The sequence below is a fragment of the Pseudomonas sp. B14(2022) genome (assembly GCF_012030485.1).
In the GTDB taxonomy this organism is placed as follows: Bacteria; Pseudomonadota; Gammaproteobacteria; order Pseudomonadales; family Pseudomonadaceae; genus Aquipseudomonas.
In genome coordinates this window covers 1-25,020 of sequence record NZ_JAAUVM010000037.1, presented here as the reverse complement: position 1 = coordinate 25,020, position 25,020 = coordinate 1, and the positions used below count along the sequence as shown (strand labels likewise).

19 protein-coding genes are annotated in these 25,020 nt (G+C 62.9%); 12 read left to right on the top strand and 7 right to left on the bottom strand.

What is annotated here, in order from left to right:
* Nucleotides 1-2 precede the first annotated feature (2 nt).
* Both HCF10_RS30125 and HCF10_RS30120 read left to right on the top strand, forming a co-directional pair.
* Complete coding sequence (locus HCF10_RS30125; RefSeq protein WP_167657012.1) at nucleotides 3-1,061, top strand: HlyD family secretion protein; 1,059 nt, start codon at nucleotides 3-5, stop codon at nucleotides 1,059-1,061.
* Nucleotides 1,058-2,503: an efflux transporter outer membrane subunit gene (locus HCF10_RS30120; protein WP_167657011.1), complete on the top strand. Its 1,446-nt coding sequence runs from the start codon at nucleotides 1,058-1,060 to the stop codon at nucleotides 2,501-2,503. Before HCF10_RS30125 ends, HCF10_RS30120 begins: the two co-directional genes overlap by 4 nt.
* A 50-nt stretch (nucleotides 2,504-2,553) precedes the next feature.
* Here the strand turns inward: HCF10_RS30120 and HCF10_RS30115 are convergent, their stop codons facing one another.
* The 5 genes from HCF10_RS30115 to HCF10_RS30095 form a co-directional block, all read right to left on the bottom strand.
* A complete protein-coding gene (locus HCF10_RS30115) occupies nucleotides 2,554-3,225 on the bottom strand; it encodes a protein phosphatase 2C domain-containing protein (protein ID WP_131700480.1) in 672 nt (223 codons plus the stop codon).
* On the bottom strand, nucleotides 3,222-3,908 hold the full coding sequence (locus tag HCF10_RS30110) for a hypothetical protein (protein WP_131700508.1): 687 nt from the start codon (nucleotides 3,906-3,908) through the stop codon (nucleotides 3,222-3,224). Before HCF10_RS30110 ends, HCF10_RS30115 begins: the two co-directional genes overlap by 4 nt.
* A gap of 14 nt (nucleotides 3,909-3,922) precedes the next feature.
* On the bottom strand, nucleotides 3,923-4,612 hold the full coding sequence (locus HCF10_RS30105) for a hypothetical protein (RefSeq protein ID WP_131700481.1): 690 nt from the start codon (nucleotides 4,610-4,612) through the stop codon (nucleotides 3,923-3,925).
* A gap of 70 nt (nucleotides 4,613-4,682) precedes the next feature.
* Nucleotides 4,683-5,387, bottom strand: a complete 705-nt coding sequence (locus HCF10_RS30100; protein ID WP_131700482.1) for a DUF3142 domain-containing protein — start codon at nucleotides 5,385-5,387, stop codon at nucleotides 4,683-4,685.
* Nucleotides 5,384-7,546, bottom strand: coding sequence for an outer membrane assembly lipoprotein YfiO (locus tag HCF10_RS30095; protein ID WP_167657010.1), 2,163 nt, complete (start codon nucleotides 7,544-7,546; stop codon nucleotides 5,384-5,386). Before HCF10_RS30095 ends, HCF10_RS30100 begins: the two co-directional genes overlap by 4 nt.
* 220 nt (nucleotides 7,547-7,766) lie before the next feature.
* On the opposite strand from HCF10_RS30095, the gene HCF10_RS30090 reads away from it, so the two are divergent.
* From HCF10_RS30090 to HCF10_RS30075, 4 genes are read left to right on the top strand one after another with little or no spacing between them, the layout of a single operon-like run.
* Complete coding sequence (locus tag HCF10_RS30090; RefSeq protein WP_371920971.1) at nucleotides 7,767-8,486, top strand: efflux RND transporter periplasmic adaptor subunit; 720 nt, start codon at nucleotides 7,767-7,769, stop codon at nucleotides 8,484-8,486.
* Entirely contained in the window at nucleotides 8,483-9,802 is a 1,320-nt protein-coding gene (locus tag HCF10_RS30085) for an efflux RND transporter periplasmic adaptor subunit (RefSeq protein ID WP_145335689.1), read from the top strand. The genes HCF10_RS30090 and HCF10_RS30085 overlap by 4 nt, the downstream gene beginning before the upstream one ends.
* Nucleotides 9,799-11,898: an HlyD family efflux transporter periplasmic adaptor subunit gene (locus HCF10_RS30080; RefSeq protein ID WP_167657009.1), complete on the top strand. Its 2,100-nt coding sequence runs from the start codon at nucleotides 9,799-9,801 to the stop codon at nucleotides 11,896-11,898. Before HCF10_RS30085 ends, HCF10_RS30080 begins: the two co-directional genes overlap by 4 nt.
* Before the next feature lie 15 nt (nucleotides 11,899-11,913).
* Complete coding sequence (locus HCF10_RS30075; RefSeq protein ID WP_131700487.1) at nucleotides 11,914-12,429, top strand: GNAT family N-acetyltransferase; 516 nt, start codon at nucleotides 11,914-11,916, stop codon at nucleotides 12,427-12,429.
* On the opposite strand, the gene HCF10_RS30070 is transcribed toward HCF10_RS30075, so the two are convergent.
* Nucleotides 12,405-12,713, bottom strand: a complete 309-nt coding sequence (locus HCF10_RS30070) for a hypothetical protein (RefSeq protein WP_131700488.1) — start codon at nucleotides 12,711-12,713, stop codon at nucleotides 12,405-12,407. The genes HCF10_RS30075 and HCF10_RS30070 overlap by 25 nt on opposite strands.
* A gap of 55 nt (nucleotides 12,714-12,768) precedes the next feature.
* Nucleotides 12,769-13,356: a phage tail protein gene (locus HCF10_RS30065; protein ID WP_167657008.1), complete on the bottom strand. Its 588-nt coding sequence runs from the start codon at nucleotides 13,354-13,356 to the stop codon at nucleotides 12,769-12,771.
* A gap of 200 nt (nucleotides 13,357-13,556) precedes the next feature.
* On the opposite strand from HCF10_RS30065, the gene HCF10_RS30060 reads away from it, so the two are divergent.
* The 6 genes from HCF10_RS30060 (at nucleotide 13,557) to HCF10_RS30035 (ending at nucleotide 24,893) form a co-directional block, all read left to right on the top strand.
* Nucleotides 13,557-15,161, top strand: coding sequence for a glycosyltransferase family 39 protein (locus tag HCF10_RS30060; RefSeq protein WP_167657007.1), 1,605 nt, complete (start codon nucleotides 13,557-13,559; stop codon nucleotides 15,159-15,161).
* A 116-nt stretch (nucleotides 15,162-15,277) separates the two neighbouring features.
* Nucleotides 15,278-16,111: a sulfotransferase family protein gene (locus HCF10_RS30055; RefSeq protein ID WP_131700491.1), complete on the top strand. Its 834-nt coding sequence runs from the start codon at nucleotides 15,278-15,280 to the stop codon at nucleotides 16,109-16,111.
* Between the two features lie 53 nt (nucleotides 16,112-16,164).
* The gene (locus HCF10_RS30050) at nucleotides 16,165-22,488 is read left to right on the top strand and encodes an Ig-like domain-containing protein (protein WP_167657006.1); all 6,324 of its coding nucleotides are present in this window, start codon (nucleotides 16,165-16,167) and stop codon (nucleotides 22,486-22,488) included.
* A gap of 40 nt (nucleotides 22,489-22,528) precedes the next feature.
* Nucleotides 22,529-24,043: a TolC family protein gene (locus HCF10_RS30045; RefSeq protein WP_167657005.1), complete on the top strand. Its 1,515-nt coding sequence runs from the start codon at nucleotides 22,529-22,531 to the stop codon at nucleotides 24,041-24,043.
* Nucleotides 24,027-24,638, top strand: coding sequence for an adenylyl-sulfate kinase (gene cysC / locus HCF10_RS30040; protein WP_131700494.1), 612 nt, complete (start codon nucleotides 24,027-24,029; stop codon nucleotides 24,636-24,638). Before HCF10_RS30045 ends, cysC begins: the two co-directional genes overlap by 17 nt.
* A gap of 9 nt (nucleotides 24,639-24,647) precedes the next feature.
* Nucleotides 24,648-24,893, top strand: coding sequence for a DUF2789 domain-containing protein (locus HCF10_RS30035; protein WP_167657004.1), 246 nt, complete (start codon nucleotides 24,648-24,650; stop codon nucleotides 24,891-24,893).
* Nucleotides 24,894-25,020: the final 127 nt, after the last annotated feature.

The window sequence follows — 25,020 nt, the reverse complement described above, 5'->3', positions numbered from 1 at the left end:
CCATGAAACGCAAAGACAAAATCGCCGTCTCCGTTATCGCCGTGTTTGCCGTCGGGGTGCTGGTGTACCTGGTTGCGCCCGGCCTGTTGGGCAACAAGCGCCAGGCTACCAACGACGCCTTCGTCGCCGCCGATTTCACCCTGGTGGCGCCACGTGTGGCGGGCTTTATCAAGGAAGTGCTGGTGGAAGACAACCAGCGCGTCAAGGCCGGCCAACTGTTGGCGCTGATCGACGACCGCGATTTTCGCGCCGCCGCCCAGGCCGCCGACGCCGACACCCTGGTCGCCCAGGCCCAGCTGAAAAACGCCACCGCGACCCTGGAGCGCCAAACCTCGGTGATCGCCCAGGCCCAGGCCACCGTGGCGGCAGACCGCGCCGAAGTGGCCTTCGCCGAACACGAACTGAACCGCTACAACCACCTCGCCGGGGTGGGCGCGGGTACCGTGCAGAACGCCCAGCAAGCCAAGACCCGCATCGACCAGGCCACCGCGCGCCTGGCCAACGCAACGGCGGTGCTGGCGGCCGAGCGCAAGCAGGTGGAAATCCTCACGGCCCAGCGCGATGCCGCCGAAGGTGGGCTCAAGCGTGCCCAGGCCGCGTTGGAAATGGCCAGCTATCAGCTGTCCTATACGCGCATCGTCGCGCCGGTGGATGGCATGGTCGGTGAGCGCGCGGTGCGGGTGGGGGCCTATGTGACGCCGGGCAGCAAGATCCTCGCGGTGGTGCCGTTGGCCGAGGCCTACGTGGTCGCCAATTTCCAGGAAACCCAGCTGTCCCATATGCACGCTGGCCAGGCCGTGCAGGTGCGGGTCGACAGCCTCGACGGGGAGCTGCTCAACGGCCATCTGGAGAGCCTTGCCCCCGCCACGGGTGTGACCTTCGCGTCGGTCAAGCCGGATAACGCAACCGGCAACTTCACCAAGGTGGTGCAGCGTATTCCGGTGAAGATTGTCCTCGAACCCAACCAGCCGCTGACCGAGCGCCTGCGGGTCGGCATGTCGGTCGAGGCCAGCGTCGACACCCAGCCGGTCGCGCGGCAGCGTGAAGTGGCCCAGCAATGAAACACCTCGCCTGGCTCACCCTGAGCGTTATCAGCCTGAGCGCCTGCACCGTGGGCCCGGATTTTCAGCGCCCGCACACCTCGCAAGCCACGCAATGGAGCGAACCTCAGGGTCGACAAGCCGCCAGCCGCGCTGTCAGCGAGCCGCTGCAAGAGCGCTGGTGGGACGTGTTCCACGATGAGCAACTGTCGGCGCTCACACGCCGCGCGCTCAGCGATAACCTCGACCTGAAACTGGCCAGCAGCCGCCTGCAACAAAGCCGCGCCGTGCACCAGGTGACCACCGCCGAGCGCTATCCCACTGTCGACGCCACGGGTGCCTACCAGCGCAAACGCAACAGCGGCAAAGGCTTGAACGACCCCTCCGGCGAAAACGGCCGTTCCGCGTTCAACCAGTGGGACGCGGGCTTCTCGGCGTCCTGGGAGCTGGACTTCTGGGGGCGGGTCAAACGCGAAACCGAAGCCGCCGACGCCACCCTGCAAGTGGCGGAAAACGACCGCCGCGCCGTGCTGTTGTCGGTACTGGCCGAGACCGCCCAGGACTATATCCAGCTGCGTGGCGTGCAAAATACCCGCGCGGTGACCGAGCAAAACCTCGATGTCGCCCGCCACAGCCTCAAGCTCTCGCAACTGCGCCTGGCCGACGGCGTGGCCACAGACCTGGACGTCGCCGAAGCCGCCGCCCAGGTCGCCGCCATCGAAGCGCGCCTGCCGGATCTGCAGCAACGCCAGGACCAGTTGATCAACGCCCTCAGCCTGCTGATGGGCGAGCCACCTCAAGCCCTGCACGCGCAATTGTCCAAGGATGCTGCCGTGCCGCAGACCCAACGCCAGGTCGCCATCGGCCTGCCGTCGGAACTCGCCGAGCGCCGCCCCGACATCCGCCAGGCCGAAGCGCGCCTGCACGCCGCCACCGCCAGCATCGGCGTGGCCAAGGGCGACTTTTACCCGCGCATCACCTTGTCCGGCAGCCTCGGCTCCCAGGCCATGCAACTGTCGGATTTCGGCTCCTGGGGCTCTCGCGCGTTTGCCTTCGGCCCGCAAGTGAGCCTGCCGCTGTTCAATGGCGGCCGCCTGCAAGGCATGCTGAACCTGCGCGAAGCCCAGCAACAGGAAGCGGCCCTGGCCTACCAGCAAACTGTGCTGCGCGCCTGGCATGAAATCGACGACCAATTGACCCGCTACAACGCCAGCCAACTGCGTCGCGACAGCCTCGCCGAAGCCGTGCGCCAGAACCAGATCGCCCTGACCACCGCGCAGCACCAGTACGTCGAAGGCGTGGTGGATTTCGTCAACGTACTCACCGTGCAAAGCGCGCTGCTGGCCACGCAGGAGCAGTGGGTGGAGAGTTCTACCGGCGTGTCGTTGGCGATGGTGGGGCTGTACAAGGCGTTGGGGGGAGGGTGGGAGTCGGTGTATCCGCTGGCAGAGGTTCGGCGCTGAAATTGGAGCAGAAGTCGCTGTGAAGCAGCGAGAGAAACCCAGTGCTACTTCTAAGACTGCAATAGCATGAAGGTAACATCATCTTCCGTTGAGCAATTTTCGAGGGTTTGCCCTGCGATAGCCTTGAACTGGTCTGCGGCTGAAAGCTCGGCCCAGAACCCATCGGTAGCCAAGATCCATGTTGTACCTTGGGTGATCTGCATGGATTGAATATGAGGCTCATGGGCCCGTCGGTGGCTCATGCAGTTGAGCAGCGTTTTGCGCGCGGGGCTGCTGGCGATGAATGAATGGCTCAGATCACCTTTCCAGTTGGGGCCGCAATGAGGTGGGCTCAGCCAGTTCATGCTTTGATCTGTCTCCAGGTAACCCAGACAGCAGTCACCGGCGTGAATGGAGATGGCCGTTTGGCCAACCACCAGCATTACGAGATAGCTGGTGGAGGCAAATGGAAAGTCTGGGCATATATTCGAGTGCACTTCGTCCAGTGAAGTAAGTACCCGTTTCAGGGCGTGATCGGGACAAGACACGACAGAAGGTTGCGCGCCGGAAAAGCACTCAAGCAGATGGTGGCTCAAGGCTCTCGCTAATTGCCCGCTGCCTGGTTTTGAGGTGCCGTCGGCAATCACGTAGAGGTACGCACCTGAGTTCTGTGTGGAACCGCTTGCATCGCGATTTTCTGTTCTATGAGTTCCTTTGCGACTGAGGCTCGCGTGCAGGATCAAGCGGCCACTCCCAGCTTAATCAATGCCTTCAGGCGTCCGTAAATCAACGCCTCACGATCGTGATCTTGAGCGGTGCTTTGGATTACGTCGTGAAATGCGGATAGCGACAGTAATGCGGTGAATTGTTCGCTCACGAACTGCCGCAGGTCGATGGGTGCACACTTCACCTCTTCAATGAGTTCTTCCCTGCCGTCCAATAGCGCGATGATGTCTTCTATGTCGTTGGACATCAGCACATCGCCACGACCGCGACCCTGATAAGCCTGCAGTTTTGCGGCGAGAAACCACGGTGCGGCAAATACCTTGATGAGCGTTCCGTTGGGTAGTGTGTAGTCGACGGCATTTTCCAATCCGCCGATGAACCAAGTATTGGCAAAGCCCAATACCTTCTGCTCGGTGGGCATAAAATCGACTTTCAGATTGCCCAGTCGTAAACGACAGGTTACCGAGTCTTGGCCGGTATTTTTGAAGCCTCGGTGTTTCAGCGTTTCTTCCAGGCGATACCAGTCAGTGGTGCCGGCCAGGTGAATGACCAAATCAACATCATCCGTGCCGCGAATCGATTCCAGGGTGTATTCATCGGTGATAAGCAAAACGGTGGTGCAACCGCCGACGAAGGCGACTTGCGTGCGCAACTCTTCGCCCAACGCCTCAGCAACCTCCTCAAGCATTTGCAGCATCATTGTTCTGTTGGACGTCACAGGATCCACTCCCGCAGCATGGCATCGGCCACTTTGGCTTCGCGAGGGCCCCCGATGCGGATGGCGTCAACGAGGGCCAGGAAATGATAAAGAAGCTCATCTTTCTTCACCGCGCCAGGAACCGTTTTATACAACGGTGTGATTTCCTGACCTTTGCTTTTTCCGTATGCGTCCGGCCAGACGGGAATGAGGTCGCCGCCGCTCATCACTTTTCCCGCCAAGACTGGTGCGGCGAAGGCTGTCGGAATACCGCGAACGATAGGGCCTGGTTTAACCGGGAAAATATAGCGGATGCCGTACGTGACCAAATCAAGCAGTGCCTTGCTTCTTACCAAAGGAATTCCGTCGGTGTGGCTCGTATAGATCAAGCCAATTTCCCTGCAACGATTCAGGGATGAGGAAACCTCTGTTTTGCTTAGGCCCAACGCTGAGGACAGCGCTCTCACAGAATAGGTTTGTGAGCTGTGTCCTTCAAAGTCTTCGTCTACTCCATCCCAGCCCCGCCAGTCATCAATTGACGAAAGTTGAACAGTTTCGAAGTTTTGAATGTAATCCGGAAGATTTTGAAACCCGAGGCTCGCGCTCTCTTTTTCCACAGAGAACACTCGTTTTTTTACGCGCTCCCCTTTGGCCTGTAGTTCCAGACTGATCAGTTTGAACAGGATGACGATGTCTTGACTTTTCATGGGGCTCCAAAAGCGAGTGTCCTCTGTCCGCGGACAGAGGACACTTTCTTGCACAGGGTTGACACTCATGTCAACGGTTTTGCAAAAACACCACATACCCCCGAAACCACTCACTCTCCTGCAAATACCCCGGCTCCTCCCACTCCCCGCCCTGAATCAAACCGATTTTGAACGGCAGCCCCATCCGGTTCATCCGTGGCAGATACGCCGCGTAATCCGGAATGCTCTGGCGGCCCTGATACGTCTGTACCACCACTTCATCCACCACGCCCTTGAGCTGGGCGATGGCGGTGGGATCGGCGTTGCTGCTCCAGTCCATCAGGCCGGTGATGCTCAGTTTCAGATCGGCCGGCAGGCGCTGGCGCAGGTCGCGCAGGAAGTCGGCGTACTCGTGCAGGTATTGGGTGCGGGCGTCGAAGTCGATCTGGATGCCGACCACCGGGTTGCCTGCGTCGCGCCAGCGTTGTACCTGGCCGAGCAGTTGGGTGTAGACCTGTTCGGGCCAGTGCAGGGTGTGGGCGCGGTAGACCACCCAGACCTCGCCTCGGGTGAGGCGCGGCACGCTGATGCCTTGGGCGATCAGTTGCACACCGCGCTGGGGCGCGCGGCGGGTGGCGTTGATCTGGCCCTGGAGGATGTACAGGGTCTTGGCCTGCTTGAGTACCGGCTGCGGAGTGACGCCGCTCCACAGCCAGAAGGCGTCATAGTCGCGGGCATCGACGGCACCGAATGCCGGGCTTGCCAGCAACAGCACGCCCAGCCACAGGTGTTTCACCAGTAGTACTGCAGCGATTTGCCCCACTGGGTGTCGGCGAAACCACTTTTCAGTTGGCGGAACCAGGCTTTGCGCACGGCGGGCTCGACGTCCTGGCCGCCGCAGCTGTTGTAGCCGGCCGGCGCGTAGCAGTTGATGGCGCGGAACAAGGCGTAGGCCTTGTCGTTTTTTGGCGCCTTGGTGTTGGCGATGACCTGCTTGTAACCGTCGAGCCGCGAGAAGGTTTCACCCTTGAAGTCCGATGCGCTGCTGCCCAGGCTGCCGGCGGCACGGGCTTGTTCCAGGGGCATGCCGTCCAGGCCGTTGCGCAGGATGAATTCGCCGAAGCAGTTCAGGGCCTGGGGGTTCTTCGCGTCGGTCTGCAAGGTCGCGGCGGTTTGCGCGATGCTCGGGCAGGCGTAGCCGGATTCGGCCTTGTCGCCGTTCCACTGGAACAGCTTAAGCGTCTGGCTGGCGCTGTAGACATAACCCAGGCTGGTGCCCAGCTTGTCCTCGGGGGCCTGGGCCGGCAGTTGCTTGAGGTCCTCGGCGAACGTGGCGAACTGGCCGTGCAGCAGGTCTTTGTAGAGCAGCACGAATTGCGCCGTCTGGCGCTCCAACGGATCGCTGGCCTGGGCGATCTGCTGGCGCAGCAGTTCAGGCCCGGCGACGTTGCGCAGCAGGATGTAGCGCACTTGTTTGGCGCTGATCGGCGAATCGCTGGCGAACACCTTGGCCAACTGGCCGCTGCGCTCGTAGTTCATGGCCAGGGCCAACTCCAACTGGTCGCGTTGCAGCGGCAGTTTTGCCAGTGGCAACAGCTGCAGCCACAGGGCCTCGGCGCCTTTCCAGTCCTGCTTGGCTTCCAGTGCCAGGGCGCGCAGGGTCTGTTGGCTGAAGGCAAAATAGTTCAGGTTCGACGGCACGCTCTGCGGCAACTGCTTCAAGGCGGCGTCCGGTTGATGCTCGATGTACAGCGCGCACACGGCCAGCAAGTACTCATAGAGCTCTGGCTCGCTGGCGAACACGGCCTTTTGCTTCTCAAGGTCTGCGCGGCTGATGGCCGGCTGGTTGCCGCCGCGCATCACCATCAGGTCGCTGACGAGCTGGATCATCGGGGTCTTGACGGCATCGCTGTTGACCATCAACAGCTTGAGGTCAGCTTCTTCTACCAGCTGATCCTCAGACACATTGCGCTGCTCGTCGGTGGCCGTCAGTGCCCAGGCGAACGCGTCGGCGAGCTGGGTGTTGTCGTCGGCCAGCCAGTACACCCGGCGCAGCAGACCGTGGGCCGAGGCCGCGTACTCGCCCTGTGGGTAAGTCTTCAGGTAGGCGTTGAAGCCCTGCTCGGCCGTGGCCAGTGCGGGCTTATCCACACGGTCCAGGTGCGGCATGCCGTCTTCGTCATAGGTGTCGGCCTGGGCCTGGTTGAGCGCTGTGCGGGCGGTCATGTACAGCGCGGTTTCCTTCAGCCACGACGACTGGGCACTGCCGACGCCAGCAAAGCCTTGCGCGGCCTCGGCGAAGCGGCCGCTGTAGAAATCGGCGGCGGCTTGCAGGTAGGTGCGAAACAGTTGGCCGTCAGCTGACTGGATCTGCTGCGCCTCGGCGATCACCGGGCCATCCCAGGTGCAGGTGGTGAGCAGTTGCAGCCGCGCCTTCGCCAGCAGCGTGCGCTCGGCCGCCGGCATATCGGCCTTGACCACTTGGCGGATAAACGCCGTGGCGCTGTCATCGTCGTTGCTGCGGCAGCGGCTGCCTTCGCCATTGAGGAACGCTTCGCCGGCGGTTTTGTACGCCTCGCGCTTGATGCCCAGGGGCGTCAGCAGGGTGTCGAGTTCGGCGGTAGGCGAATCGTCCGAGTCGGGCTCAGTCTGGGCGCTGGAGGCAGCGGCCAGGCGATACACCGGGAACGGCACCGGGCCGAACCCCTGGGCCAGGTCATCTTCGTTCAACGCCTTGGGCGCCAACGGCGCGGCCTTTTTGTCGGCCAGCAACAGGCGCAGGTTGACCCGGCTGTCATTGCCTGGGCTCAGGAACGGCACGTTGTTGCAAGGGTCCAAGCTGTCACGCGAGACACGCCAGTCGGGGTAGCACGAATCGTCGGAGCTGGCCTGGGCCTGCTGGGAAATACCGGCCAGCAGGGCCAGTGCCACGGGAGAGAGAAAACCGATGCGCATGACGTGTCCTTGATCCTGGGGCCTTGGAGGGCGGCAATCATAGCTCGAACGATAAAAGATCTGGGGTGAAGGCCTACACAAAAAACGGAATTCTCCGATTATGGTGAGTGGCAATTTAACTGCACTGACCTAGACTGCCGGCTACCACAGGGAGTAGTGATGTATGGAGCAGTTGCGTAGCTGGGCGTTGGGTTTTTCCTGTCTGTTGGGTGTGGCGCAGATGGCTATGGCAGAGGAGCCGTTGCTGGACCATTCCCCGCCGTCAGTCGATGCTGGGACCGCTGGCGAGGCCCGTGGCGTATTGCGCGCCCGCGACCAGGCGATGCTGGCCAGCGAATTGTCCGGACGCATCGTCGACTTACCGTTCAGCGAAGGCGAGTCATTCAAGAAGGGTGACACCCTGGCGCGCTTCGATTGTTCGGCCTACCAGGCCCAGCTCAACGCCGCATCGGCGGCCAGCCGCGGTGCCGGTGAAGAGCTGGCCCATAACAAGCAATTGGCTGCACTGAATTCCGTCGGGCGTTTCGAGGTGGCCCGCGCCGAAGCCAAGCTCACCGAAACCCAGGCCCAGTCTCAGGTCTACCAGGTGCAGGTCAAGCGCTGCAGCGTATTGGCACCGTATGACGGCCAAGTGGTGCAGCGCAAAGTCCAGCGTTATGAAAGCGTTTCGGCCGGCGCGCCGCTGCTGGAAATCGTCGATAACCGCAGCCTGGAAATCCACCTGCTGGTGCCGTCTCGCTGGATGGGTAAGCTCAAGCCCGGCCAGACCTTCAGCTTTACCCCGGATGAAACCGGCCAGGCATTCAACGCCACCGTCAAACGTCTCGGCGCACGCATCGATGAAGGTAGCCAGACGCTCTTGCTGGTTGCCAGTGTGACCAATGCCACCGGATTGATGGCGGGCATGAGCGGTACTGCCCACTTCGCGCAACTGCAATGAACGCCCCGATGCCGGGCAATACCGAGCGGGTATTCGCCCAGTTTTTGGCGCTTGAGCACCAGACTCGTGCCGCCCGAACCACCGAGCAGTTGGCCTACAGCCTGGTCAACGACGGCCAGCCGTTGTTCGGCTATCGCCATGCGGCGCTGCTGATCGCCGGCAAAGTGCGGGCGGTGACGGCGGTGAGCAGTGTCGACCCGAACGCGCCGTTTGTGGCTTTTGTCGAGCAGGCTGTGGCGCAATTACACAAGCAGGCGCTGAGCCAGGCCGCACGGGTGGTACCGGCCGAGCAATTGAGCGCCCAGGTGCAGGCCGACTGGCAAAGCCTGTCCGCCGGCCATGTGTTCTGGCTGCCCTTGATTGACCCGCAAGGCCGTGTGTTCGGTGGTTTGTGGCTGGCGCGGGACACCCCGTGGAACCCTGCCGAGCAGGTGTTGCTGGCGCAGTGGGGCGATACCTGCAGCCATGCCTGGCTCGCCCTGCAACCGCGCCAGCCGTGGCGGCTGCGCCTGATCCGCAAGCGCCAGGTGCTGGTCGGGGTTGCGCTGTTGCTCGCGCTGCTGATCCCGGTGCGCCAATCGGTATTGGCGCCGGCCGAAGTGGTGCCGCTGGCCGGGCAGGTGGTGGCAGCGCCATTGGACGGGGTGATTGCCGAATTCCTGGTCAAACCCAACCAGGTCGTCAAGACCGGCGACCTACTGCTGCGCTTTGAAAGCACCACCCTCACGGCTCAGGCCGATGTGGCGGCGCGCGCCCTGGGCGTGGCCGAAGCGGAACTCAAAGCCAATGCCCAACGTGCCTTTGCCGATCCCGAATCCAGTTCGCGCATCGACCTGCTGGCCGCGCGGGTCGAGCAAAAACGTGCCGAACGTGACTATGCCCGCGAGTTGCTCAAGCGCAGCGAAGTGCGCGCCGAACGCGACGGTATCGCGGTATTCGCCGACGCCGAACGCTGGACCGGCAAACCGGTGCAGACCGGCGAGCGCCTGTTGCAGATCGCCGACCCCGCCCAGGCTGAGTTGCGCATTGAGCTGGCGGTGGGCGATGCGATTGCGCTGGAGCCGAACGCCGAGGTCGCGCTGTTCCTCGACAGCGACCCGTTGCAGCGCCATCTCGCCACCCTGCAACGCGCCGCCTACGAGGCCCAGCCCACTCCGGGCGGGCAACTGGCCTATCGTCTGGACGCGCAGTTCGATGAAGCGCCGCCGCGTATTGGCCTGCGCGGTACCGCGAAGATCTTTGGCGAACGTGCGCCGCTGGCCCTGTACCTGTTGCGCCGACCGCTGGCGGGCCTGCGCCAGAGTGTGGGCCTGTGACGAGCCTGCCCAAGCTGCGCGAGGACCTGCAACTGTCCAGCGCCGGCGCCGCCCTGGATGGTTCGCCGCGCTGGACCCTGGCCGACCCGGTACGCGGGCGCTATTTCAAGCTCGGCGCGACCGCCATCCGCCTGTTGCGCCACTGGGCATTGGGCGACCCGGAAAAAGTCCTGCAAGCCGCCAACTGTGAGCCGGGCCTGCCCTTGGGTGGCAGCGAGGTGGATGAGTTGCTGAGTTTTCTGCGCGCCCACGACCTGATCGCCGCCCTCGACCCCGAACAACGGGCCAGCTACCTGTCTAAAGCCGCCGCGCAGAAAAAAAGCCTGGGGAAAGTCCTGCTGCACCAATACCTGTTTTTCCGCATCCCGCTGTGGCGTCCGGACGCTTTTCTCAACCGGGCATGGCCGTGGTTGGCGCGCTTCGGGCCGGGTCTGTTGCGCTATGGTTTGCCGATCATCCTGGGGCTCGGCGTGTTTCTGGTCGCGCGGGATTGGCAGCGGTTCCTGGCGACCTTCCCGCACCTGTTCAGCCTGGGGGGCGCCCTGGCCTTTGGCACCGCGTTGTTTTTCGCCAAGCTGTGCCATGAGTTCGGCCATGCGTTCATGGCCAAGCGCGCCGGCTGCCGGGTACAGAGCATGGGCGTGGCGTTCATGGTGATGCTGCCGATGTTCTACACCGATGTGAGCGACGCCTGGCGCGTCAATGATCGCCGCTCTCGCCTGATGATCGGCGCGGGCGGGGTGATGGCCGAGTTGTTGCTGGCCTGTGTTGCCCTGCTGGCCTGGTCGCTGTTGCCGGACGGTCCCGCCCGTACGGCGGCGTTCATGTTGGCCAGTGCCACATGGCTGACCACCTTGGCGATCAACCTCAACCCGTTCATGCGCTTTGATGGTTACTTTTTGATCAGCGACTTATGGGGTGTCGATAACCTGCAAGGCCGCGCCTTCGCCCTGTGCCGCTGGCGCCTACGTGAGTGGCTGTTCGGCTACAGCGAGCCGGCGCCGGAGCCCTGGTCGCCGACGATGCAGCGACGCCTGCTGTGGTGGGGCTACCTGGCGTGGTTGTGGCGAGCGGCGTTGTTCCTGGGGATCGCCTTGGCGGTGTACCACCTGTTTTTCAAATTACTCGGGATCTTCCTGATGCTGGTGGAGTTGGTGTGGTTCATCTTCCTGCCGATCTTCAAGGAATGGCGCGAATGGTGGAGCCGGCGCAGCCAGGCCTATGCACCGCGGGTGCTGCTGACCGGCCTGGGGTTACTGTTGATCCTGCTGGCGCTGGTGGTGCCATGGCGCAGCGCCGTGGAACTGCCGACGATGCTCGAGGCGGGACGCGCCAGTGCGCTGCATGCGCCGGTGGCGGCGCGGGTCAAGGGGCTGAAGGTCGTCGATGGGCGAGCGGTGACCCAGGGCCAGGTGCTGATTGAGCTGGAATCCCCCGACCTCGATGCGCGGCAAAGTATCGTGCGCCGCGAAGTGGAGATCCTGCAGTTGCAGATGCGCCGCCAGGCAGGGCGCATCGAAACGGCGGCGGACGCAGGCATCAACGACCAGCGACTGTCCCAGGCGCTGGCCGAGTACCGTGGCCTGGCCGCCCAGCGTGAGCGCCTGCTGTTGCGGGCGCCCCATGCGGGCATCGTGCGCGATGTGCTGCCGCAGTTGAGCGTGGGCCGCTGGCTGTCCCCCAAGGATGCACTGGCGCGGGTGGTGGAAGATGGCGCACGCCTGCGCGGCTATGTGGCCGAAGCCGAGTTGTGGCGCGTGGCGCCGGGGGCGACCGGGCGTTTTATCGCCGATGATCCGATGCACGCCGCCATCACTGTGGAATTGACCGACATCGACGCCAATGGCGTGGCCTACCTGGATCAAGAGGCGCTGACCTCCGACCACCATGGGCCGATCGCCGTGCGCCGTGACGAAAACCAACGCCCGGAGCCGGTACAGGCCCAATACGGCGCTCGCTTGAAGAGTGTGCAACCGATCCCGACACCCCATCAGCCGCTGCGCGGTGTGGTGGTGTTGCAAGGGCGCAGCGAGTCGGTGCTGGGTGTGGCCTGGCGACGGGCCGCAGCACTGGGCGTTAGGGAAAGCGGGTTCTGACAGGAGTTGAACGCGATGTTAAACAAGGAAGGCGCTTTGGCGCAGGGCCTCTCGGTGCGCCCGTCACGCAGTACCGACGAGCCGTTTTTGCACAGGCTTTACCGCTCGGCACGCGTGGACTTGCAGTGGATCGATGGTGAGCAGGCCTTGGTGGAAGAGGTGATCGCCCAGCAGTTTCAGGTTCAGGAGCGCGGTATGGGCGAGCACTTTCCGGGTGCGCTGCATTACGTGATCGAGAAACTCGATACCCCCATCGGCGCCTTGAGTGCCGACTTCGGGCCCAATGAGATCCGCGTGTTGTACCTGGCGTTTATCCCCGCCGCCCGAGGCCGGGGCTTTGGCCGGGCAGTGCTGCAGGGCGTGCAGCAAGCCGCACAACAGGTGTGTTGCCCGGTGGCTACGGTGGTCTGGGCGAGTAACCCCCACGCGCGCCAGCATTACCTGGCGCTGGGGTTCCGGGTGGAGGAAGAGACGCCTGCCGCTCAGCGCTTGGTGTGGTACCCGTCTCAGTTGAACACGATGCAGAAATAACCGCGCTGCGCGTCACGGCCCATGGCGGGCTCGCGGGACACAAACACGTGTTCCAGGCAGGTGTCCGTCAGTGGCAAACGGCACAGGCCATCGACGAAGTCGGTAGGTTCCAGGCTGTTGAGCAACACACTGAACGCCCCGCGAGGGCTGCCCGGCATGCTCGCTTGCGGCGCATCGTCCAAGCGCTGGATCTGGATCGGCAGCGCCGAACCATCGGGCAGGTACAGCACGCTCGTACGATTCAGCAAAGGCCGAAAATGCTCAGGGGTGACCAGGTTCAACATAGGGAGCTCCGCGTCAGAAGGGCCGAGGCCTGCAAGCCTCGGCCACGTACAGGTGTCAGCTGCGTGATGGAAAGATCCCGTTCAGGGCAATGCTGAAGTTGATCGCCAGGAACGGATTCATCGACCCCATGGGCAGGCCTTGGCCCGTGGGCGCGATGGTTCCCGTCACCGTGGAGGCGACGCCCTTGAGCGGTAACGGGTTGACACCCTGTTGGTCGGAGTAGATCGAGGCACTGCCCGGTCCTGTGCCGGAAGCACCGATAAACGCGTTGGTGGCGGTGGGCACGTTCACTGGGTTGCTGGTGACGCTGGTCAGTTGCACCGAGGTGCTGATGGCGAGGGTCGTTGCATCGTGGGTGTGGGCGGGCAGGTTGGCCAGGGTGGCCGTGATGCTTTCGGTGCCGGCGAATTCGCCCATGACCCGCGGCGACAGCGCTGTACCGTTGCCTTGGCCGATAGGTAGCCGACCTTGCAGGTCAGGCAGCTTGAACGTTTGCACGCCATCGCCGCCGTAGGTGACGCCTATCAGGGCGAACAGCGTTTGGAACTGGCTGAGTGAAAGGGTCTGACCGGCGCACAAGGCCCAGTCTCGTGGGGCGAAATTAAACGCGAAGGGTTGGATGGTGCCGATGAATACTTCCATGAATCGTTCATCCTTGTGTGGGCTTTACGGGGGTGTGACGCCAATCGACCGGGCGTCACCGCAGAGCGTAGACGCCGCTTTTGTTCGCTGCCTGCTGCTTTCGAAACAGCGAGCGAATCGGAGGCTTTTGACCTAGAGTGGCGACTGTTTGTGCATGCACGGGTTTTGCCTTGGAAACAAGCAATGGCAAGGGAATTGAGGTGCGACGGTCTGTGGTAGAGCAAGACGAAAAGGTTGCGGCCGTTGCCGCTTACAACGGCGCTTGGGCAGGTGCCGGATGGCTGAGCCGGCTATGGTGGTTTCCGATTCTGGCGCTGGCCATGGCCCTGCGTTTTTATGGCCTGACGGCAGCGGCGATCTGGGGCGACGAAGGCTCCAGCCTGCTGCTGAGCGAATACGCCGTGGGCGACCTGTGGTTTCACGCCGCGCACGATGTGCATCCACCCCTGTATTTTTTCATGCTGCGTGGCTGGATCGAACTGTTTGGCGACGGGATCTGGTCCATACGCAGCATGAGTGCGCTGCCCGGCGTGGTGGTTGTGGGGCTTGGCGTCTGGCTGACACGCCAGCTGTCGACCCAGCGTGCCGCCGTATTGGCCGGCGTACTGCTGGCGCTGATGCCCACGGCGGTGCGCTACAGCCAGGAAGTGCGGATGTATTCGCTGCTTGGCGTGTGGCTGCTGGCCGCCACGCTGGCGCTGGTGTATTGGGTGCGTCAGCCCGAACGCAGTCGCTGCCTGGTGGCCTATGTGTTGCTGATGGCCGCCGGTTTCTACACCCACTACTTCACCGCGTTGTGCGTGCTGGTGCATTGGGCGTGGCTGGGCGTGCTGTGCACGTCCCAGCGGCCTGGCGAGCGCTTGATTCTGCGTCGGCAGTGGTGGCTGGCCAACGTGACCATCGTGCTGTTGTACCTGCCTTGGCTGCCGAACCTGCTGGGCCTGGTGCAGCATGTCGATGAACTCAAGGTGGGCGGCGATGTAGGCTGGGAAGAACCGGTCAGCCTGCTCTCCGTGCCGTCGATGATCTGGCAGTTCCTGCTCCAGGATGAGGGCCTGGGCATTTGGGCGCCGCTGTTCTGGCTGTTCCCGTTGCTGCTGCTGGGCGTGGTCGGTGTTACGGCCTGGCGTGATCGCGAGCGTTATCGTCCGGCCAGCCTGTTGGCGCTGTTCTTCCTGTTGCCGCTGTTACTGGTCTACGGCGTGTCGTTTATCTCCCCGGTGTTTATCGAGCGTTACCTCACCGTATACGCCCTGGGGTTGCCGATTCTGGTGGCGATAGCCATCGACCGCTTGCCCTCGCGCCTGTCTTTGCCGGGTGCGGCGTTGTTCGTGCTGTTGGTCGGTGTGGAACTGCTGGGGTTGAAGAATAACTTTACGGTGGATGAACATGACCAGTTCAACGGGCCAGTGGAGTTCGTCAATCGCAACTACCAGGAAGACGACCGCATCGTCCTCAGCGACATGCTGTGGTACCTCAGCTACGTGTATTACGACCAGACCGACGCCCAGTTGCAGCTCTACACCCCGCCCAAGGCCGATGGCACGCCAACCCGGCCGAATGCCTACGGCTTTGGCACCCTGGTGGACCAGGACGGTGGGCGCATCTACCTCGACCGCTTGTCGGATTTGCCGGCCGATACCCGGCGTGTCTGGCTGATCAGCAGCAACGAACAACCGGACGAATTTGCGCCGCTGCCGGCGGATTGGCGACCGATCAGCCAACAAGACGGCGGCGGGGCGAGGGCGCGTCTCTACGTGCTATGCCGAGGGCCAGCGCCCTTGCGCCCGGAAGGTTGCCGCTAATACCTATTCGTTATGAAAGGAATGTCAAAATAGTGGCAACTGCGTCCTAGTGGTGCGTGCAATCCTCAGCTACTCTTCGACGACAAATGGATGTTGTCCTACAAAGTGGTGAACGGATGCAGTATCACTTTATCTCGGGTTTGCCGCGTTCCGGCTCGACCCTGCTTTCTGCGATCCTGCTGCAGAACCCGCGTTTCCACGCCGGCATGAGCAGCCCGGTGAGCCCTTTGTTCAACGGGGTTCTGGCGCAATGCAGCGCTGGCAGCGAGTTCGGCTCGGTGATCGATGCCATCACTCGCCGCCGTTTGTTGCGCGGTTTGTTCGACGCTTATTACGCGGATAAAACCTCCACCCCGGTGGTGTTCGACACCAACCGCCAGTGGTGTGCGCGGATGCCCGCACTGCATGACCTATTCCCCCAGGCCAAGGTAATCGCCTGTGTGCGCAACGTGGCGTGGGTCTTGGACAGCCTTGAACGCCTGTTCCGCGCCAATCCGTTCGAGAACACCAAACTGTTCAACGACGATGACGAGCGCAACACCGTCTACAGCCGTTGCGAAACCCTGGCCCAGCGCAATCGCTTGGTGGGCTTTGCCTGGACGGCGCTCAAAGAGGCGTATTACGGCGAGAACGCCGAGTCGTTGCTGATCGTCGATTACGACTTGTTGAGCCAGGCCCCGGAGCGCGTGATGCGGCTGGTGTATGAGTTCATCGGTGAAGCGTGGTTCGAACATGATTTCAACCACCTGACCTACGACGCGCCGGCCTTTGACCAGGCGCTGGGGCTTACCGGCCTGCACAAGGTCAAGCCCAAGGTCGCCCCACAAGCCCGGCGAACCCTGTTACCGCCGGACCTGTTTGAAAAGTATGCCGCATTGTCGTTCTGGCGCGATGGGTCTGCCAGTGCGGCCAATGTCATTCGTATGAAAACCGACGCCGCGATCAACTGATTGCGGCTTTTCTTTTTTTGCGTGTTCAAAGCGTTCGAGTTCAGGTGATCGTCATGTGGTGGAGCAAAGGCAAATCGCGGGTAACCGAGGGTGCACACGCCCTGGCATCGCCAATGATCATGTTCCTGGAGCCGCGAATGCTGTTCGACGGTGCGGTGGCGGCAACCGTGGCCGATGCCGCGCAGCCGGATGCCCAGCCCACGGCCGAGGCGGTCAAGACCCCCACGGCGGATCAGCCGGCGGACACTCACGCGCCCCAGGGCCAGGTCGATGCGACCCACGCGGCGGTGCCGGGCAAAAGCGTGCTGTTCGTCGACTCCCGAGTCAAGGATTCCGCCAGCCTGCTCGAGGGCGTGGCGCCCGGTACCCAGGTGATACAACTGGATGCGACCAAGGACGGTTTGCAGCAGATCGCCGATTACCTGGACAGCCACCAGGGCGTCAGCTCGGTGCAGATCATCGCCCACGGTAACGCCGGCGATTTGTGGCTTGGCAACAGTTACCTGTCGGCGGATAACGTCCAGACCCGCAGCGAGGTACTGGCGCAGATCGGCCAGGACATGAACGTCGGTGGCGACATCCTGATCTATGGCTGCTACACCGCCGAAGGCGAGCGTGGCTTGAGCCTGGTCGATTCATTAGCGCAGTTGACCGGCCGCGATGTGGCGGGGTCAAACGACCGCACCGGCCTGGGTGGCGACTGGGACCTGGAAATCGCCACAGGCAATATCGAAAGTGCCAACGTGTTGTCGGCCAGCGCCATGAGCGAGTATCAATGGGGCCTGGCGACTTGGACCGCCACCAACAATTTCAATAGCGGCGTGGGCTCCCTGCGCGCCGCCTTGGCGTCTGCACAGAACGGCGACATCGTCACCTTCAATGCCGGCATGACCATCGGGCTGACGTCGGTGCTGGTGGTCGATAAAAACATCACCATCGACGGTGACCTCAATAACGACAACGTTGCTGACGTGACCCTCGACGGCCAGTACCGCACCCAGATCATGAACGTGACGTCCGGCACCACGGCCACGCTTGATGGCCTGGTGATTACCCGGGGGATGAAGGCGGGCGATGGCGGTAACGGCGGTGATGGTGCGCTGGTGTCCCAGGGCGGCGGTATTTACAACGCCGGCACCTTGACCCTGAAAAACGTCACGGTGACCGCCAACGCCGCTTCGGGCGGTGGCGGCGGTGGGGGTGTAACGCCGCAGTACGCCGGTGGCGGCGGTGGTGGTGGTGGCGCGATCACCGGAGGTACCGGTGGCAGGGGGGGCGATACGCTCAACTCCACGGGCTCCAACGGCTCGGCGGGGCAAGGCGGTGCAGGCGGTGGCTTCTTCAACATCGGCGGGCGTGGCGGTTCCACCACCGGTGGTGCGGGCGGCGCGGCGTATCCGGGCTACAGCACCGGTTCGGCTGGCGGTAGCGCGGTCAGTGGCGGATTGTCCATTGGCGGCGGCGGCGGCGGTGACGGGTACAACGACATCGGCGGCGCTGGCGGCGGCGCGGTGGGGGGGATCTACAACGACACTGGCGCGACCCTGCGGATCATCGGCAACACGGTCATCTCCAACAACGTCGGCGCGGGCGGCGGCGGTGGCGGTGGCGGCGCGGGTGGTGGCTACTCGCAAGCGGGCGGAGCGGGCGGCGTGGGTGTCGGTGCCATCTGGAACAAAGGTTCGATCCTGATGACCGCAGCCAACTTCGCTGCCCTGGCCGGCAGCGTCAGCAACGTCGGCGGCAGTGGCGTGGGTGGCACAAGTGCGGGCACTGCGGGTGTTTCGCCTGCGTCGGTGGCCAACATCTACAGTGATGGCGGCACCCTCGACACCAACTATGCGCCGGACGAGACGCCACCCACAGCGACCGTCGTGGTCGCCAATACCAGCCTGAACTCCGGCGGTACGTCGTTGGTGACCATCACCTTCTCCGAAGCCGTGACCGGCCTCACTGCGGCAGACCTGACGGTGCAGAACGGCAGCGTCGGCACCTTGACCACTGGCGACGGCGGAATTACTTGGACGGGAACGTTGACCGCGGCCAGCAATATCGCCGACACCACCAATATCATCACGCTGAACAACACTGGCGTGGCCGACCTGGCCGGTAACGCCGGCGTGGGCACCACCGACTCGAACAATTATGTGGTCAACGATACCGTGGCGCCGACCGCATCCATCGTGATCGCCGACACGGCCCTCAGGATCGGTGAAACCAGCCTGGTGACCATTACCTTCAGCGAAGCGGTGAGCGGTTTCACCACCGCCGACCTGACCGTGGCCAATGGCTCTCTCACGGGCCTGAGCAGCAGTGACGGTGGTATCACCTGGACGGCCACGCTGACGCCGGACGCGGTGATCACCGATGCGACGAATCTCGTTGTCCTCAATAACACGGGTGTGTCGGACCTCAATGGCAACGCTGGCGTGGGGACCACCAACTCCAACAACTACGCCATCGACACACAACGCCCCACCGCCACTGTCGTGGTGAGCGACACCGCGCTGCGCATCGGTGAAACCTCCGGGGTGACCATCACCTTCACCGAGGCCGTGAGTGGTTTCACCCTCGCCGACCTGAGCGTTGCCAATGGCGTGTTGAGTGGGCTGAGCAGCAGCGATGGCGGCATTACCTGGACCGCGACGCTTACGCCGAGCGCCAGTATCAGCGACACCAGCAACCTGATCACCCTGGATAACACTGGCGTGAGTGACGCGGCGGGCAACGCTGGCAGCGGCACCACCGACTCCAACAACTACGCCATCGATACCCAGCGCCCGACCGCGACCATCGTAGTGGCCGACACCGCGCTGAAGATCGGCGAAACGTCCTTGGTCACTATCACCTTCAACGAGGCCGTGACCGGCTTCACCCTGGCGGACCTGGCCGTTGTCAGTGGCTCCCTGAGCGGGCTTAGCAGCAGCGACGGTGGGATCACCTGGACCGCGACCCTCACGCCGAGTGCCAGCACCAGCGATGCCACCAACCTGATCACCCTGGCCAATACCGGCGTGGCGGACGCGGCCGGTAATGCTGGCAGTGGTACCACCAGCTCCAACAACTACGCCGTCGACACCCAGCGCCCCAGCGCTACCATTGTGGTGGCCGACAACGCTTTGAGCGTCGGCGAAACCTCGCTGGTGACCATCACCTTCAGCGAAGCGGTGACAGGTTTTACCAGCGCCGACCTGACGGTCGCCAACGGCACGCTTACCGGCCTGAGCAGCGGCGACGGCGGTATCACCTGGACCGGCACGCTCACGCCGAGCGCCAATACCAGCGATGCCAGCAACCTCATCACCCTGGACAACACTGGCGTGAGTGACGCGGCGGGCAACGCTGGCAGCGGCACCACCGACTCCAACAACTACGCCATTGATACCCTGCGCCCGACCGCGACCATTGTGGTGGCCGACAACGCGCTGAGCATCGGCGAAACGTCCTTGGTCACTATCACCTTCAACGAGGCGGTGACCGGTTTCACCCTGGCCGACCTGACCGTCGCCAACGGCAGCCTCAGCGGCTTGAGCACCAGCGACAACATCACCTACACCGCGACCTTCACCCCAAGCGCCGGCACCAGCGATGCCACTAACCTGATCACCCTCAGTAACACCGGCGTCGTGGATGGGGCGGGCAACGTCGGCAGCGGCACCACCGACTCCAACAATTATGCCGTCGACACCCAACGCCCCACCGCGACCATCGTGGTGGCTGACAACGCGTTGAGCGTCGGCGAAACCTCGCTGGTGACCATTACGTTCTCCGAGGCGGTCAACGGTTTCGACAATTCGGACCTGAGCGTGGCCAACGGCACGTTGAGCGCGGTCAGCAGCAGTGATGGTGGTGTCACCTGGACTGCCACCTTCACACCGGCCCTCGGTGTCAGCGACACGTCCAATGTGATTACCCTGAACAATACCGGCATCAATGATGCTGCGGGCAACACAGGTACCGGCACCACCAGCTCCAATAACTACCAGGTCGACACCAACGTGCCGACGGCGACCATCGTCATCGCCGATACCACGCTGAGTATTGGCGAGACATCGTTGGTCACGGTGACCTTCAACTCGGCGGTCAGCGGGTTCGACAATGCGGACCTGACCGTCAGCAACGGCACACTCGGCACCATGAGCAGCACCGACGGCGGCGTCACCTGGACCGCCACGTTCACACCGAGCTCCAGTATTTCCGACACCAGCAACGTGATCACCCTGGACAATACCGGCTTGGTCAACGGCGCAGGCAACGCAGGCGTGGGCACCACCGATTCGAACAACTACGCCGTCGACACGGTGCGGCCGACCGCGACCATCGTCGTGGCCGACACCGTCATTGCCGTCGGCGAGACCTCACTGGTGACCATTACCTTCAGCGAGGCCGTGACGGCGTTCACCAGTGCTGACCTGACCGTCGCCAACGGTGTGGTTTCGGGGCTGAGCAGCAGTGACGGCGGCATCACCTGGACGGCGGCCTTTACGCCGACCAATGGCGTCACCGACACCAGCAACGTCATCACGCTTAACAGTGGAAGCGTCGTTGACTTGGCCGGCAACGCCAACGTTGGCAACACCGATTCCAACAATTACGCGCTGGATACCCAGCGCCCAACCGCAACGATCGTGCTGGCCGATTCCAACCTGAGTGTCGGCGAAACCTCGTTGGTGACCATTACCTTCAGCGAGGCCGTGAGCGGTTTCAGCAACGATGACCTCAGCGTTGCCAACGGTACCCTGAGCACTGTCAGCAGCAGCGACGGCGGCGTGACCTGGACCGCAGTCTTCACCCCGACCCTCGGTGTGCGGGACACCACCAACCTGATTACCCTGGACAACACCGGCGTGAGTGACGCGGCGGGCAATACCGGAACCGGTACCACCGATGGCGCCAACTACAGCATCGATACGCAGGTGCCGACGGCAACCATCGTGGTCGCCGATACATCGCTGAACATCGGTGAAGCCTCGCTGGTAACCATCACCTTCAGCGAAGCGGTGAGCGGTTTCGACAACAGCGACCTGGCCGTCAGCAATGGCACGCTGAGCAACGTGTCGTCCTCCGACGGCGGCATCACCTGGACGGCCATGTTCACGCCGAGCGCGAGTATTTCCGATGCCAGCAACGTGATCACGTTGGACAATGCCGGCGTGAGCAATGTCTCCGGCAACGCAGGTGTCGCCACCACCGACTCCAACAATTTCACGATAGACACCCAGCGCCCAACCGCGACGATCTCCGTGGCTGACAACAACCTGGGCATCGGGCAGACCACCACGGTGACCATCGGCTTCAGTGAAGCGGTCAGCGGTTTTGATCTGTCGGACCTGAGCGTGGCCAATGCTGTGTTGTCCAACCTGGCCAGCAGCGATGGCGGTAAAACCTGGACCGCCACCTTGACGCCGACGGCGGCCATCAGCGATGCCACCAACCTGATCGTAATGGATACCAGTCTGGTGAATGATGCAGCGGGTAACGTCGGCAGCGGAATCGTAATTTCCAACAACTTTGCGATTGATGGGGAGCGGCCTACTGCGACCATCAGCCTAGCTGACCCCAGCCTGACAGTTGGCCAGACCACCACCGTGACCTTCACCTTCAGCGAGAAAGTCACCGGTTTCGACCTGGATGACCTCAGCGTCGCCAACGGCACCTTGTCCAATCTGGCCACCAGCGATGGCGGCAAGACCTGGACCGCGACCCTGACGCCGACGGCGAATATCAACGACCCGAGTAATTTCATCACCCTCGACACCAGCCTGGTGGCTGACCTGGCTGGCAACGCCGGCAGCGGTTTTGCCAACTCCGATAACTTCGGGGTCAACACCCTTGCACTGACCGGCGACCCGCTGTTTCGCGTCACCGACCCGGTTGCGCCCCAGGACGCGCCGAACCCGCCGTTGCAGCCCATCATTTTCGGCCGCCCAAGTGGCGACCTGGGTTCACCCATCGGCTTCCCGCCGCTGTTTGAACAACGTGAAATGGGCGCAGGCCTGCCGCCGATCGGCCGTATTTTCATCAACGACGGCGCCTCGTCACCCAGCTATATCGCCCAGGTGTTCAGTACCGATGGCAGTGGCGACGGCAGCGGCAGTGGTTTCCTCGGCTTCGGCGCTGGCGACGGCGGGGTGTTTGGCTCAAGCACGTTGTCGGGCCTGTTCAACCGCGACACCGGTGGCAACGATAGCGGCTTCAAGGCGTTCGACAGCAAGTCGATCAAGGGCGGCGGCGAGGCGGCCCAAGGCCTGCGCGGCGTCTTTGGTGCACCGACCCTTGGCCAGCAATTGCAACAGCTCGACGACAAACAACATCGCCAGGTAATCGACCTGGCCCACGCACTGCAACAGATCGGCATCAGCGAAATGCAGGCTTGAATACAACTAATTTCGAGGCAGGAACAGGGGCAGTACAAGGATGAATACACGTCATAAGGTGTTCGGCGCCAGCTTGCTGGTGCTGGCGATCAGCGGTTGCGCGGTCACCAGTAAGCCGATTGAACGCAGTGTCAGCGAGCAACGCGCCCGCAATGATCTGCAAGGCATGTACACGGGACAGGAACCCCTCAGCGGCCCGCTTACCTTGCACCAGGCCATGGCCCGCGCAGTGAAATACAACCTCGAAGGCCGTTTGAAGGTGATGGAAGAAGCCTTGGCCAAGCGCCAGTCGGACCTGTCCAGCTTTGACATGCTGCCGCGCATGGCGCTGTCCGCCGGCTACGCCGGGCGCAACAATACTAACGCCTCCAGCAGCCAGAGCGTGCTCACCGGTACCCAGTCCCTGGAACCCTCGACCTCTCAGGACCGCGACCGTCGTGTGGCAGACTTGACCATGGTGTGGAACGTCCTCGACTTCGGCGTCAGCTACATCAGTGCCAAACAGCAGGGCGACCAGCGCCTGATCATCCAGGAGCGTCGCCGCAAGGTCATCAACACCATCGTCCAGGACGTGCGCTCGGCCTATTGGCGAGCGGTGGCGGCCGAGCGTCTGCTGACCCAGATCGACAGCCTGATGGCGCGGGTCGACCAGGCCCAGACCGACAGCCAGAGCATGAGCGAGCAGCGCATCGGCGACCCGGTCCAGGCCCTTGGCTACCAGCGCTCATTGATCGAGGCCACACGCCAGTTGCAGGAACAGCGCCGCGCCTTGTCCCTGGCCAAGACCGAACTGGCAACCTTGATCAACCTGCCCATGGGCACTGACCTGAAACTGGCCACGCCGGACGATTACGTGGTGCCCCAACTCAAGGTCAACCTGGCGAGCCTGGAACAGGAAGCCCTGGCCAATCGCCCGGAATTGCGTGAGCAGGACTACCAGACCCGCATCAGTGCTGCCGAAACCCGCAAAGCCATGCTGCGCCTGCTGCCCGGCCTGGAGTTTTCCGCCGGTGGCCACTACGACAGCAACTCGTTCCTGGTGGACAACCGCTGGGCCGACTACGGCGCCAAGATCACCTGGAACCTGTTCAACGTGATCTCCGCCCCGGCCGCCATCGACGTCGCCAAGGCCGGTGAAGAAGTCGCCACTGCAAGGCGCCAGGCCATGTCCATCGCGGTACTGGCCCAGGTCTACGTGGCCAACGCCAACTTCCAGGATGCCGTGCGCCAGTTCAAGACCAACGAACAACTGGCCAATATCGACGGGCAGATCCTCACCCAGCTGCGCAACCGCCACCAGGCGGCGGGCCTGGGCGAACTCGACCTGATCCAGGGCGAGCTCAACACCCTGCAAGCCGACCTGCGCCGTGACCTGGCCTACGCCGACCTGCGCAACGCCTACGGCCAGATCTTCGCCAGCGCCGGGCTCGACCCGCTGCCGGAGCAACTGGACTCCGACCGCGTGCAAAGCATCGCCACCGCCCTGGCCAGCCGTGAATCGGCCTGGGCCGCCGGCAACATCACCGCACCGGTGCCGCGTGCCGTCGCCCAATAACCTGGTGGCGCCGACGGCGAGCATCACGCGCCGTCAACGCGAGGCGCGCAATGGCCATCGCGCAGTGGCGATCCTGCTCACCGGCTTGCCCGCCTCGGGCAAGTCGACCCTGGCCCAGGGCCTGCAGGCCGCGTTCTTCGAGCAAGGGCGCCAGAGCATCGTGCTCGACGGCGATGCCTTGCGCGTGGGACTCAACAAAGACCTGGGCTTTGCCGAGAGCGACCGCCTGGAAAACATCCGCCGCGCCAGCGAACTCGCGGCGTTGCTGGTGGACAACGGGCAGATCGTGATCCTGGCGCTGATTGCGCCCCTGGTGCAATTGCGCGAGGTCTTCGCCGAGCGCCTGGGCGCCGATTATCGGGAAGTGTGGTGCAATGCTTCGCTGGCGGTTTGTGAGCGTCGCGACCCCAAAGGTCATTACGCCCGCGCACGCCGGGGCGAACTACCGGGGTTTACCGGCATTGGTTCGCCGTACGAGCCACCGCCCCACGCGTCGCTGGAACTGGATACCGGCGTGCTGTCGGCACAGCAGGGCGTCGAGCGGTTGTTGGCCTGGTTGGCGCCTGAACTAGACTCTGGGCATTCATCTTCTTAGGAGCCCGCCATGCAATCGCCCGTGCACAGTTTGCCGTCACTGTTCAAACAGCTTGGGCTGCCGGATGACCCGGTCAGTATTGATCAGTTTGTGACCGCCCACTCGCCACTCAAGCCGGATCTGAAATTGGCAGATGCGTTTTTCTGGACGGAGAGCCAGAAAGCGTTTTTGCGTGAGGAAATTCTGGACGATGCGGATTGGGCGGAAGTGGTGGATGAGTTGAATCTGATATTGCGGGGTGGGCGAGGGGTGTAAATGTGGGAGGGGGCTTGCCCCGGTACAAACCGGGGACATCGTTTACATTTCTAACCGGGGACATGGTTTACAGGCTAATACGCATGATCAGGAGGTAACTGATCATGCCCTGGAACCAAGAGTCCCC